The following is a 12,998-nucleotide window of genomic DNA, read 5'->3' as shown; positions in this document are numbered from 1 at the left end:
CTCAGAACTCGATGCCCTTCTGAGCCTTGATACCGTCCCGGAACGGATGCTTGATCATTTCCATTTCGGTCACGAGGTCGGCGAATCCGATCAGTTCGTCCTTGGCATTGCGGCCAGTGATGATCACGTGCTTCATATGCGGCTTCTGCCGGAGCACATCGATAATCTCTTCGACGGGCAGATAGTCGTAACGGAGGGCGATATTGAGTTCGTCGCACAGCACGATCTCGGTTTCGTCATCCATTATCATCGTCTTCGCCTGCTCCCAGGCCTCGCGCGCCATTGCGATGTCGCGCGCCCTGTCCTGCGTCTCCCAGGTGAACCCTTCACCCATCGCCGAAATCTTCACCTGCTCGGGAAATTTCTCCAGCACCCAGCGCTCGCCCGTGTCCCAGGCGCCCTTGACGAACTGGACGACGCCGATCTTCATGCCATGCCCCAGCGCCCGAAAGACGATGCCGAACCCTGCAGTCGATTTGCCCTTGCCCTTGCCGGTGTTGACGATGACCAGGCCCTTCTCGTCCGTCTTGGTGGCCAGGATCTTGTCGCGAACCGCCTTTTTCTTGCGCATCTTCTCGGCGTGACGCTCATTGAGCTCCGCTTCCGACATGTTTTGCAGTTTTTGTGATTTCTCAGCCATTTACCCGTCTTTCCCGAATCTGTTTCTCAAGCTGCCAGCCTGCTCAATTCGTAGCGCGCCGAATTGGACCGGGGCGTCCACAGTCCCCTTGCCGCCGCCTCTTCCAGCTTCTCCGCCATCTCGCGCAAGGCATGCGGGTTCTTTTCCTGCAGGAATGCCCGAACGGCTTCATCACCAAGAAATGCCGCATAGACGGCTTCGAAATGATGATTGCCGACCGCCCCCGTCGTCGCAGCGAAGGCAAACATGTAATCCACCGTCGCAGCCATCTCGGCGGCACCCTTATAGCCGTGTCGCATCGCGCCAGCGATCCATTTCGGATTGGTGACGCGGCCACGCACGGTCCGGCCGATCTCTTCCTCGAGCGTCCGGATGACAGGTTTCTCGGGGCGCGAATGGTCATTGTGGTAGATCGCGGGCCGCTCTCCCGCCACCTTCTCGATCGCCGCCGCCATGCCGCCCTCGAACTGGTAATATTCATCCGAATCGAGCAGGTCATGCTCGCGATTGTCCTGGTTCTGCACCACCGCGCTCACGTCGCGCAGGCGTTCTTCCAACAGCCCGCGTTCCGCCTTGCCTTCTTCGCCGGCACCATAGGCATAGCCGCCCCAGACGAGCCAGGCTTCGGCGAGATCGTCGCGTTCGGTCCACTCGCCATGATCGACCAGGGCCTGCAGCCCCGCCCCATAGGCTCCAGGCTTGGAGCCGAAGACACGGAAGCCGGCGCTCAGCTCTGCAAGCTTCTCGTCAGCGCCTTCCGCCAGCAGCCGCTGCCGGTCCTTGCTGGCGCGCGCCGCGATGGGATTGTCGTCTTCGTCCTCGGCGAGCTTCGCGACAGCACGGACCGCCCGGTCGAAAAGCGCGATCTGGTCGGGAAATGCATCACGAAAGAAGCCGGAGATGCGCAATGTCACGTCGACGCGCGGCCGTCCCAGCACCGAAACGGGCAGGATTTCATAGCCCGTCACCCGGCGGGAGGCCATATCCCAGACAGGCTTGACGCCGATGAGGGCGAGCGCCTGCGCGATATCGTCTCCTCCCGTGCGCATATTGGAGGTGCCCCACGCCGTCAGGCCGAAGGATTTCGGCCATTCACCGTGATCCTGCGTATAGCGTCGGACCAGAAGCTCTGCCGATTTCTGGCCTAGCGCCCAGGCAGCCGGTGTCGGCACGCTGCGGGTATCGACGGAAAAGAAGTTCCTGCCGGTCGGGAGCACGTCGAGACGGCCGCGCGTCGGCGCCCCGGACGGCCCCGGCTCGACAAAGCGCCCGTCCAGCGCCGCCAGCAAACCGTTGATCTCGTTGGCCCCGCAACGGTCGATGGCAGGGGCGATCTCCTGTTCTATCCCTTCAAGGACCGCGGCGGTTGCCGGCCAACCATACGGGCAGCCAAGTTCGCCGCTTACGAAGCTGGCGGACAATAGTTCTATCCGCTCGACGACATCGCCGTTGGTCCGCCACGGATCGGCGGACACCGCCTGCAACATTTCCGGCCTCGGACCTTCCCACGGCGCGGCCATGTCGCAATCCAGCGGGTCGATATCCAGTTCCAGATCAGCGGCGATGGCGCGCTGCAGGCTCTTGTCGCGTCCTTCGCCGGAATGACGCGACACTCGAGAGAGCGCGACGATCAGGTCGGTCTTCAGGCGCCCCTGCGGCGATTGCCCGAATATGTGCAGACCGTCGCGGATCTGCATTTCCTTCAGGTCGCAGAGATAGGCGTCGAGCTTCTGCAGCGCCAGATCGTCAGCGTCATGCCCATGGATGCCCGCATCGTGATCGAGGCCGATGTCCCGCACCAAATCCAGAATCTGCGCTTTCAATCGCACCAGTCGGCGAGGATCGACGCCCGAAGCTTCGTAATATTCATCCACCAGCGCTTCGAGGTCCTTCAACGGACCATAGCTCTCAGCCCTCGTCAGCGGCGGTGTCAGATGGTCGATGATGACTGCCGAAGCGCGGCGCTTCGCCTGCGTGCCCTCGCCCGGGTCGTTGACGATAAACGGGTAGATGTGGGGCAATGACCCGAGCGCAGCCTCCGGATAGCACGCATTCGACAGTGCAAGAGACTTGCCGGGCAGCCATTCAAGATTGCCATGCTTGCCAACGTGAACGACGGCGTGGGCCGCATAGATAAGGCGCAGAAAGGCATAAAAGGCGAAATAGCCATGCGGCGGAACAAGGTCGGGCGAGTGGTAGCTCTCTTTTGGGTCTATATTGAAGCCTCGCGCCGGCTGGATGCCAACCAATGTGCCGCCAAACCTGCAAATAGGCAGCGCGAATAGTCCCTTGGAGCAGATAAAGAACGGGTCCGATTCAGGTGCGCCCCATCTCGCCGTTACCTCGGCCTGAACCTTTTCCGGAAGCGACCGGAAGAAATCCCTGTAATCATTGACGGAAATCGTCTCACGCACCTCGCGGCCACGAATCCCGGCATTGGTCGGACCTGCACCAAGCTGCCGCAGCAGAGCCTCTCCATCCGGCGGCAGATCACTCACAGCATAACCCGCCTCACGCATGGCGCCGAGTATTCCCAACGTACTGGCCGGCGTGTCGAGACCAACGCCATTGCCTACCCTGCCATCGCGGCTTGGATAATTGGCCATGACCAGCGCCACGCGCCTCGCTTGCGGCGCGGAAGCGCGGAGCCTGGCCCAATTGGCGGCAAGATCAGCCACGAATTCGACGCGATCGGCGAGCGGCTCGTGCGAGACGATATTCGCTTCGACATTCTCGTCATATTGCCGGGCGGATTTGAACGAAACCGCGCGCGCAAGAACGCGGCCGTCAACCTCCGGCAGGGCGACATTCATGGCAAGGTCACGTGCCGATAGTCCCTGCCCTGCTTCCTGCCACTGCTCGCGGCTCGAACCCGAGAAAATGACCTGGAGGACGATTGCTCCGTCCTTCTCGAGCACCGTTGGCTTGCGGGCGCTGCCCGGTGCGGAAACCGCAAAACCGGTTGCGTTGAGCACGACGGCCGGAGACGCCTGTTCAAACAGCGTCTCTACGATGGCAACGGACACCGCATCCTTGAGACTGGCGACAAAGATCGGCAGCGGATTGAGCCCTTTCGCCAACAGCGCCGCGACAAGCGCCTCGACGGGCCGGGTCTGTCCGCTTTGTACGAGCGCCCGGTAAAAGCAGATGCCTATGACGGGTGCGCCTACCTGCCAATGTCTGGAAACATCATCCAATGCCGGAGCTGCAAGCTCAGGCCACCACAGTCCGGCCTTGAGCAGCGGCGAAGCCTCCTCGGGCCTCTCCGAACCATGGACGAGGGAAGCGCAATAGTCGAGAAAACGGCGCGAATTCTGCTCCCCTCCCTCAAGAAGATAGTGCCAGAGTGCGTCGCGATCGGCCTGCGGGAGCGTCGAGAACCTGTCGAGGCCCGGATCGGGCTTGTCGTCGCCGGGCAGAACGGCAAGCATGATCTTGTGATTGACCGCGCAGGCGTGCAGCGCCTCCAGCCCATAGGGCCAGTAGCTTTCGCCGCCTATGATGCGGACGATGATGAGCCGGGCGTGACGGGCAGTACGCTCGACATAGGCATCGACCGACATTGGATGGCTCAATGCCATCATGTTTGCCAGACGCAGCGAAAAGCCGGCCTCGCCGCGCCGGGCCGAAGCCAGGCTGGCGAGTTCCGTATCGGCAGCCGAGAGAAATACGACATCGCCCGGGGTCTGCCCAAGGTCGATCGCTTCATTGCCCTCGGCAATCGTGCCTTTCTGCGCCAGCAACAAATGCATATCTGATATCCGTCAGGCTGCGGCAGACTGGATCGCCGCCTCTATGGCCGCGTTGTCTATATCGTGCAGGCCGATGACGACAAGCTTCGTCTCCCTCGCCTCGCCGGGATTCCAGCTCCGGTCGAAATAATGCTCGATCCGCCGGCCCACCGCCTGGATGACGAGACGCATCGGCTTGCCCGGCACGTCCACGAAGCCTTTCAAACGAAGGATATCATGGCCCGCGATCACGTCCTTCAGCTTCTCGATGAAGGGTTTCGGATCGGCAACCGGGCCAAGACCCACGACAAAGCTCTCGAACTCATCATGATCGTGCTCCTCGCCGGCCTCATGTTCAAGCTCGTGATGCGATTTCCTGTTGGCGATATCTTCTTCCGTGCCGACGCCGAGCCCGAGCAGCAATTGCGTGCTGAGCTTGCCGAAGCTTGCCGGCACCATGTTGAGCGATCGGCTCGACCGGCTCTGCACGTCGCTTTTGACGCTGGCCAGTCCGGTCTCGCTGATCAAATCCGCCTTGTTGAGAACGATAAGGTCGGCCGCCCTGATCTGATCTTCGAACAGCTCCTCCAACGGGCTCTCATGATCGAGCGATTCGTCCTGCGCCCTTTGTGCATCGACCTTGCCGTGATCATCTGCAAAACGGCCCTCGGAGACCGCAGCGGCATCGATGACCGTCACAACGCCATCGACGGTGACCTGCGTCTTGATTTCCGGCCAATTGAAGGCTGCCACCAGCGGCTGGGGTAGTGCCAGGCCGGACGTCTCGATGACGATATGATCAGGCCGATCCTCGCGGTCCAACAGCTTGGTCATTGTCGGAATGAAGTCATCGGCCACGGTGCAGCATATGCAGCCATTGTTGAGTTCGATGACGTCCTCGTCCCGGCAGGCTTCGATGCCGCAGCCCTTGAGCAGTCCGCCATCGACGCCGAGATCGCCAAATTCGTTGATGATCAGCGCGATACGCTTGCCATCTGCGTTTTCCAGCAGATTGCGGATCATCGTCGTCTTGCCCGATCCTAGAAAACCAGTGATTACCGTCGCCGGAATCTTGTGCCCCTGCATTTCATTATCCCTTCATTTTGAGCGGCAGCCCGGCTGCCAGAAAATAAACACTCGCGGCAACCTTGGCCACCGCCTGGTGGAGCCTGCCGGCATGGTCGCGGAAATCGCGCGCCATGCGGTTCTCCGGCACGATGCCGAGGCCCACTTCGTTCGATACGAGCAACGTCGCGCCTTCCAGCTTGGGCAGCAGCGCGACGAACCGCGCAATTTCCTCGTCCACATCCTTTTCAGCCATCATGAGGTTTGTCAGCCATAGCGTCAGGCAATCGACGAGAACCACATTCTCCGCCCCGCAATTCGCCTCCAGCGCCGCAACGAGATCGAGCGGCTCTTCTACCGTCACCCACGAAGCGCCACGTCCTTGTCGGTGAAGCGCGATACGCTGTGTCATCTCCTCATCCCAGGCACGCCCGGTTGCGATATAGACGAAGCGCTTGCCTGAACTTTCGGCTAGTCCTTCGGCAAAGCTCGACTTGCCGGACCGCGCGCCGCCAAGCACGAGCGTGCAGCCGCGATCCAGTTCATGCATCAGACTTCAAGCTCCGATTGAGCGTAAGTCTGCAGGAGCCAGCCCAGCGAGATACCGAGTACGGCCCAGAAGAAGAGGTTCGTCGCCAACGTCGATACGGCAAATTCCGATGCCAGCGTCGGCGGAACCGGCGAGGTGAGATTATCGGGCTCGGGCGCGCCGTAGAGATGAGGCGCGACGATGAGCGCAATGCCGGCGATCTTCGCCCAGATGAAATCTTTAAGCACGATCAGATAGAGGCCGCCGGCCGTGAGCAGAACTGTGACCAGCCACCAGGTCTGACGGGCCGCGAGATCGGCAGCGGGCATTGCGGGCAGTTCCGGCGCAAGGCTGAAAGCGGGTGCGAAGTTGAAGATGAAGAACCCTGCCAGACCCCAATAGACGCCGTTCTGCAACGTGATGCGACGGCCGAGAAACAGGGCGGCTGCGCCGGTCACCAGTGCAAAGCCCGCACCCGCAACGAGATTGATCAGCAAGGTATTGCCAAGCCGTCCTAACGGGAGTTCTGCCCCGGCCTCCTCGGCATGTTCATGCGGCGTCGCAGCGGCACCCTGCGCCGCATGGTCCGATTCGTGCGAATGCCCGCCCTCGCCTTCGAATTGTTCGGCGTGCAGGATCAGAGGTACGTTTCGGACATACATGGCCGGCGTGAGAAGGATACCGGCGAACAATCCGGCCACGATTGTAGCCAGAAGATATTTTACCAACATGGTTTCAGTCCCCATCGGAATACGATTGTGCCGATACCGCAACGATATCGGTCAAAACCGCAGGTTTTTCGGCAATCAAGCGCGCTAAAGAATCAGATTCAGCTTCGGCTCAGTGGCAGGGAAAACCGTAGGAATGGCGCGTATCATGCGCGGTATCGTGCAGCATGTCGGAATGGGCCATGCCGACGCCATAAATGATGAAGACACCGAGCAGCAGCGAGACGACAGCGGTCGTCATACGCGAAGCAAGCGGTATGGAAATCGTATTCGAAGTAGAAGTGGCAGCCATAACAACCTCCGTGCAGGGCCAGAAGGGACAATCCTTCGGTTCTGGGCATTATTGCCCTTTGACTGGCAGGTCTCCTGGCTCGCGGGTCATAAGATCCTTGCCTCCTTCCCGGTTTCCCAGTGGCTGCTGCAAGCGCTTCGGCTCGCAGCGATGGCATGATCCTATCCGCTCTACAGTCGCGGGGTCGGCTACGGTTGGACCGCCCTGATGGGTACGGTCGTCGTATTCCCTTTTGATCCCTAAGCCTTTGGCCAAGCGGGAACCAATCAATCCCGAACGTTAGTCACCAAGCGCGCGAAATGTCAAAACAAATCCGCCATGGCCTTCACCGGGAGATCGAACTGACGGAAAGGAGCGCATCGATGTCCAGAACCTGCTCGAGTTGCGCGGCGATGGCGTCAAGGGCGAGTTCCACGCCTGCCTTGTAATTCGACGGTTCCGCCACAACTCCCATCGAACGCAGAAACTGCGTCCTGAAATCGTCGGCGCCGAACAATCCATGGAGATAGGTTCCGAAAACCTTGCCGTCAGCGGAAGTCGCTCCATCATCGATCCCATTGATACGCGTCGCAGGCCGGGTGCAATCGGGCCCGGCAGTCCTGCCGAGATGGATTTCATATCCCTCCAGCGGCAAGTCGAAATGCAGCGAATGCGCCGTCACATTGCGCACGGTCTTTTCAGGCTCCATGATGGTCGTGACGTCGAGAAAACCAAGACCATCGACCTCTCGCGCAGGTCCCTCGATGCCGTCAGGGTCGAATATGCTGCGCCCAAGCATCTGGTAGCCGCCACAAATGCCGACAATCGTGCCTCCCCGCCGGCGATGGAGATGAAGATCCTGATCCCAGCCATTCGCTTTCAACTGCTGAAGATCGCCGATGGTGGATTTGGAGCCCGGAATGATGACAAGGCCGGCATCGGCCGGTATCCGCTCGCCTCGGTGCACCCAATTGAGTTCGACGGCCGGCTCGCTGCCGAGTGGATCAAGATCGTCGAAATTCGCGATCCGGTCGAGCACCAGCACGGCGATTTTCAGCGCGGGGCCGGCACTTCGGGTCAGCCGCTCCAGCACGACCGAATCCTCCGCCGGCAGGCGCGCCGCATCCTTGAGCCATGGAACAACGCCGAAGGAACGCCAGCCGGTAAAATCGGTGATCGATTTCAACCCTTCGTCGAACAGCGATACGTCGCCGCGAAACTTGTTTATGATATAGCCGGCGATCATGCCGCGATCCTCTTGCGGCAAAATGGTGTGTGTACCGACGATGGACGCGATGACACCGCCACGGTCGATATCGCCGACGAGCACCACCGGAACACCGGCGCGCGTTGCAAAGCCCATATTGGCGATGTCTCCCGCCCGCAGGTTGATCTCGGCCGGCGATCCCGCCCCTTCGACTATGACCAGGTCGGCGCCCTCCCCGACCCTGCCCCATGATTCCATGACGGCTTCCATCAGGGTGGATTTGAAGGTCTGGTAGTCCTTGCCGCGAGCGCTGCCCCTCACCTTGCCGTGGACGACGACCTGGCTGCCGGTTTCCGATTGCGGTTTCAGGAGTACAGGATTCATATGCACGGACGAGGGAACGCCGCAGGCCAGCGCCTGCAGCCATTGCGCGCGCCCGATTTCGCCGCCATCATCGCTGACCGCTGCATTGTTCGACATGTTCTGCGGCTTGAATGGCCGAACCTTCAAGCCGCGATTGCGTGCCAGGCGGCACAAACCGGCTACCAGTACCGATTTGCCAACGTCCGAGCCTGTTCCCTGTAACATGATTGCGCGTGTCATGGGCTCTGAGTAGCGGATATGTCTTTCTCTTCCTAGCCCCATGCAGGCCGTTGCGCGCATCGACACTTTGGATAGAGTGGGTCGTGGGTTGGAGGAAACAATGGACGCAGCCGCAGACGTCGCGCCGGTTCAGTTCGAACTGAACGAAGATCAAATTGCAATTCAGGATATGGCAAGGTCGTTTGCCGCCGACAGGGTCGCTCCGAACGCGCTCGCCTGGGATCGGGACAGGCATTTTCCGATCGAGATCATCAAGGAGACGGGGCCGCTCGGCATGGGCGGCATCTATGTGCGCGAGGATGTCGGCGGATCGGGCCTGGCGCGTCTCGACGCCGTGCTGATCTTCGAGGCGCTCGCTGCCGCCTGTCCGGCATTTTCGGCCTTCATATCCATCCACAACATGGCGACGTGGATGATCGACCGCTTCGGAGACGAGGACCAGCGGCGGCAATATGTACCGGGCCTGACGGCCATGGAGCAATTGGCCAGCTATTGTCTCACGGAGCCCGGCTCAGGATCGGATGCAGCCGCCTTGAAGACCACGGCGATCAGGCAAGGCGACGAATATGTTCTGAACGGCGCCAAGCAGTTCATTTCCGGCGCGGGCGACAGCGATCTCTATGTGACGATGGTGCGAACCGGTGGCGAAGGCGCGAAAGGCATATCGGCATTCATCATACCAAAGGATGCGCCCGGCCTCTCCTTTGGAGCCAATGAACACAAGATGGGGTGGAACGCGCAATCGACGCGCACGGTGACTTTCGACGATTGCCGGGTGCCTGTCCGAAACAGGATAGGCGAGGAAGGCGAAGGCTTCCGCATCGCCATGGGCGGGCTCGACGGCGGCCGGCTCAACATCGCCGCCTGTTCGCTCGGCGGCGCACAATCGGCGCTCGACAAGGCCCTCGCCTACGCCGCCGAACGCAAGGCATTCGGCAAGGCGATCAACCAGTTCCAGGCGTTGCAATTCAAGCTCGCCGATATGGAAACGGACATCTCCGCTGCACGGGTACTGCTCTATACGGCTGCGGCCAAGCTCGACCGCAAGGCACATGATGCCTCGAAATGGTCCGCCATGGCCAAGCGCTTCGTTACCGATGCAGGCTTCGCCATCGCAAATGATGCGCTGCAGATTCATGGCGGCTATGGATATCTGCACGACTACGGAATCGAAAAAATCGTTCGCGACTTGCGCGTGCATCAGATACTCGAGGGCACGAACGAGATCATGCGTGTCATCATCGCACGGCATATGATCGATCGGTGACTGTTCAGCGAGGGAGGAAAGCGCGATGACGACAATCGCATTTATCGGATTGGGACATATGGGCAATCCGATGGCCGCAAATCTGGTGAAGGCTGGGCACAAGGTGCTTGGGTTCGATCTGATGCCCGAAAACCTCGCTACGGCCGAGGCGAATGGTGTCGTCATTGCAGCGAGTGCCGAGGATGCTGTTGCGGAAGCCGAAGCCATCATAACCATGCTGCCGGCAGGCAAACATGTGCTTTCCGTCTATGAGGCAATCGCCAAGCGGGCCCCGAAAGGCAGCCTCCTCATCGATTCCTCGACCATTGACGTCGCTTCGGCGCGGAAAGCGCATGAGATCGCCCGCGAAAACGGCTTGCGCTCGGTCGATGCACCGGTTTCGGGCGGCATCGGTGGCGCGGCAGCCGGAACGCTGACCTTCATGGTCGGCGGCGCCCCGGAGGCTTTCGCCGCGGCGGAACCTCTCCTCAAGAACATGGGAGCCCGCATCGTCCATTGTGGCGACGCCGGAAACGGCCAGGCCGCAAAGATCTGCAACAACATGATCCTTGGCATTTCCATGATTGGGGTCAGCGAGGCTTTCGCCCTGGCAGAGAAGCTCGGCCTCTCCCATCAGGCACTTTTCGACGTCGCGTCCACATCGTCCGGCCAGTGCTGGTCGCTGACGACCTATTGCCCGGTACCGGGTCCGGTCCCGACATCTCCTGCCAACAACGACTATAAACCGGGATTTGCCGCTGCGCTGATGCTGAAAGACCTCAAGCTTTCCCAGGAGGCAGCGGCCAGTGTCCATGTCGCGACACCACTCGGAGCGCATGCGGAAGAAATCTATGCGGCTTTCGCGGCGGCCGGAAATGAAGGCTCCGATTTCTCGGGCATCGTCAATTATCTGCGCCAGGCCGAACGGCGCGACTAGTTGCACGTTGCAGCGCCAGTTCCGCTGCGGCTGATAACCTTGCGGTAACGATGTGCAGGTAAAACTTTATCCGGAGCTGCAAAGCCCCTACTCCGGATCAGGTACTGCGTACCGGAGTCCTGCTTCCTAGACGGCAGGATACCAAGCTTCTGGCTTTAAAAAGACCGCGCTGTGCCGTGCATGGGGCGGTTTTTTTTGCGTTCAGACGTGAAAAAGCGGCGCCGAGTAAGCGCCGCCAAGATGACGAACTGAATGGGTATTGCCGGCGGTCGTGTACCTCCAGCTGGTTCCGCAGGTGTCAGCCTGCCGAACGGGTCCAAATGAAGGAGAGCGCGGAAGCCAGACCGCTCTTCTCATTGGCGCGCGCCATGTCGCGCTTTTCAGTTGCATTCCAGGCGATGTGAACGCGGTTGTTGCGATTGAAGATATAGAGCATTTCTGCACCCTAAAAACGAAGTGGTTGTTGCACTCCAAATGCGCTCTTTGCTTAAACTTTGATCAGGGAAATTCGTCACGACGTGTCGCATTTACGGTACCGGCTCATGCATTTTTGCATACCAGCTATGCGCGAGGCCGCAAAAACCGCCCGCGGCACGGGAACTCGTCATCAACCGGCGCAGAATTTGAGCATGGCGCTATCAGATAAGCCAGTAATCCACAAGCAATCGCCTTCCGAGGACGCCGATATGGACCCGCCATTACTAGCTTTCAGCCAGCTTCGCGACATCGGAGGGGCGTCCAGGATAAAGAAAATGGCTTAAAGCGTTGATCTTTCATCTATTGCTTTGTTACGATGTTCACATGAGCATTCTTGTACTGGCACTCAGTCATTTTACAGGCGTCGTTATATCGACAGGCATTGTCGCGTTAGACCGCATTTATTCAGTGGAACCATTGCATTCTGCCGGGATAATAATGCCAAATGGCACAAGCGAAGCTGGGTGAGGCAGTACCAGCAGTAATTCGCGTAAGGGTGAACTGTCCAAAGAGTGGGAGACTACCATCATGAAGAAGCTATTGGCTTCGACTATATTGGTCACAGGCCTTCTGGGTTATGCCGGAACGGCATCAGCGGCCGAAGACTGCGGTACCGTGACGATCGCAAACATGAACTGGCAATCGGCTGAAGCTCTCGCCAATCTCGACAAGATCATTCTGTCGGAAGGTTATGGCTGCGATGCCGAACTTGTGGCCGGCGACACCGTTCCAACCTTCACCTCCATGATCGAAAAAGGCGAGCCGGACATCGCACCGGAAGGCTGGCTCAATGCCGTTCGTGAGCCGCTCGAGAAAGCCGTCAAGGAAGGCAAGCTGGTCTATGCAGCACCCGCAATTACCGAGGGTGGCACCGAGAGCTGGTGGGTACCGAAATATTTTGCGGACGCACATCCGGAGATCAAGACTATCGCTGATGCGATGAAACATCCGGAGCTCTTCCCCTCGCCGGAAGATCCCAAGAAGGGTGCTGTCTACAATTGCCCCTCCGGTTGGGCATGCCAGATCACGACAACGAATTTCTTCAAGGCCTATGAAGGCGAGAAGAACGGCTTCACGCTGGTTGATACGGGTTCTGCCGCCGGCCTCGATGGCTCTATTGCCAAGGCCTATGAGCGCAAGGAACCATGGCTCGGCTATTACTGGGGCCCAACGGCGATCCTCGGAAAATATCCCATGGTCAAACTGGACAACGGCGTGGCTTGGGACGAGAAGGAATGGAACCGTTGCAATGCCATCGCGGATTGCCCGGATCCCAAGCCGAACGGCTGGCCCATTGCCGACATCTACACGATCGTGACGAAGAAATTCGCTGATCGTGCCGGCCCCGCCTTCGAATATTTGAAGAAGCGGCAGATTTCCACCGAAGACGCCAACAAGCTCCTGGCATGGATGGTGGACAATCAGGCCACCGGTGAAGATGGCGCCAAATACTACCTCAAGAACAATGAGGCGACCTGGGCCAGTTGGGTTTCGCCGGAAGCTGCCGAGAAAATCAAGGCCGCAGTACAGTAATTTGCATGCGGCGGAGCAAGACTCCGCCGCA

At 59.6% G+C, this 12,998-nt stretch carries 11 protein-coding genes and 1 riboswitch; of the genes, 3 read left to right on the top strand and 8 right to left on the bottom strand.

The window, feature by feature from the left end; genetic code table 11:
- Window position 1: 1 nt before the first annotated feature.
- From cobO to OSJ75_RS01735, 7 genes are all read right to left on the bottom strand, one after another.
- Window positions 2-640, bottom strand: coding sequence for a cob(I)yrinic acid a,c-diamide adenosyltransferase (gene cobO / locus OSJ75_RS01765; protein WP_267226500.1), 639 nt, complete (start codon window positions 638-640; stop codon window positions 2-4).
- Between the two features lie 26 nt (window positions 641-666).
- Entirely contained in the window at window positions 667-4,392 is a 3,726-nt protein-coding gene (gene cobN, locus OSJ75_RS01760) for a cobaltochelatase subunit CobN (RefSeq protein ID WP_267226498.1), read from the bottom strand.
- A gap of 12 nt (window positions 4,393-4,404) precedes the next feature.
- Window positions 4,405-5,457: a cobalamin biosynthesis protein CobW gene (gene cobW / locus OSJ75_RS01755; RefSeq protein WP_267226496.1), complete on the bottom strand. Its 1,053-nt coding sequence runs from the start codon at window positions 5,455-5,457 to the stop codon at window positions 4,405-4,407.
- A gap of 4 nt (window positions 5,458-5,461) precedes the next feature.
- Entirely contained in the window at window positions 5,462-5,986 is a 525-nt protein-coding gene (gene cobU / locus OSJ75_RS01750) for a bifunctional adenosylcobinamide kinase/adenosylcobinamide-phosphate guanylyltransferase (RefSeq protein ID WP_267226494.1), read from the bottom strand.
- Window positions 5,986-6,696 carry a CbtA family protein gene (locus tag OSJ75_RS01745; RefSeq protein WP_250013449.1) on the bottom strand — a complete coding sequence of 237 codons (711 nt, stop codon included), beginning with the start codon at window positions 6,694-6,696 and terminating at the stop codon, window positions 5,986-5,988. The genes cobU and OSJ75_RS01745 overlap by 1 nt, the downstream gene beginning before the upstream one ends.
- Window positions 6,697-6,805: 109 nt before the next feature.
- A complete protein-coding gene (locus OSJ75_RS01740; RefSeq protein WP_267226492.1) occupies window positions 6,806-6,985 on the bottom strand; it encodes a CbtB domain-containing protein in 180 nt (59 codons plus the stop codon).
- Window positions 6,986-7,031: 46 nt separating this feature from the next.
- Window positions 7,032-7,267: riboswitch (cobalamin riboswitch) on the bottom strand.
- 43 nt (window positions 7,268-7,310) lie between these two features.
- Window positions 7,311-8,774, bottom strand: a complete 1,464-nt coding sequence (locus OSJ75_RS01735) for a cobyric acid synthase (protein WP_267226490.1) — start codon at window positions 8,772-8,774, stop codon at window positions 7,311-7,313.
- A 100-nt stretch (window positions 8,775-8,874) separates the two neighbouring features.
- Here OSJ75_RS01735 and OSJ75_RS01730 point away from each other — a divergent pair, with 100 nt between their 5' ends.
- Both OSJ75_RS01730 and mmsB read left to right on the top strand, forming a co-directional pair.
- Complete coding sequence (locus OSJ75_RS01730; protein ID WP_267226488.1) at window positions 8,875-10,041, top strand: isobutyryl-CoA dehydrogenase; 1,167 nt, start codon at window positions 8,875-8,877, stop codon at window positions 10,039-10,041.
- A 25-nt stretch (window positions 10,042-10,066) separates the two neighbouring features.
- On the top strand, window positions 10,067-10,957 hold the full coding sequence (mmsB, locus tag OSJ75_RS01725; RefSeq protein ID WP_267226486.1) for a 3-hydroxyisobutyrate dehydrogenase: 891 nt from the start codon (window positions 10,067-10,069) through the stop codon (window positions 10,955-10,957).
- A 298-nt stretch (window positions 10,958-11,255) separates the two neighbouring features.
- Here mmsB and OSJ75_RS01720 read toward each other — a convergent pair whose 3' ends face one another.
- Window positions 11,256-11,393 (bottom strand): hypothetical protein, encoded by a 138-nt coding sequence (locus tag OSJ75_RS01720; protein WP_250013443.1) that lies wholly within the window; start codon window positions 11,391-11,393, stop codon window positions 11,256-11,258.
- A 569-nt stretch (window positions 11,394-11,962) separates the two neighbouring features.
- Between OSJ75_RS01720 and OSJ75_RS01715 the strand changes: the two genes are divergently transcribed.
- Window positions 11,963-12,967: an ABC transporter substrate-binding protein gene (locus tag OSJ75_RS01715; protein ID WP_250013440.1), complete on the top strand. Its 1,005-nt coding sequence runs from the start codon at window positions 11,963-11,965 to the stop codon at window positions 12,965-12,967.
- Window positions 12,968-12,998: the final 31 nt, after the last annotated feature.

The organism is Phyllobacterium sp. 0TCS1.6A (assembly GCF_026420825.1).
Lineage (GTDB): Bacteria > Pseudomonadota > Alphaproteobacteria > Rhizobiales > Rhizobiaceae > Phyllobacterium.
This window is presented reverse-complemented; position numbering and strand designations above follow the sequence as displayed.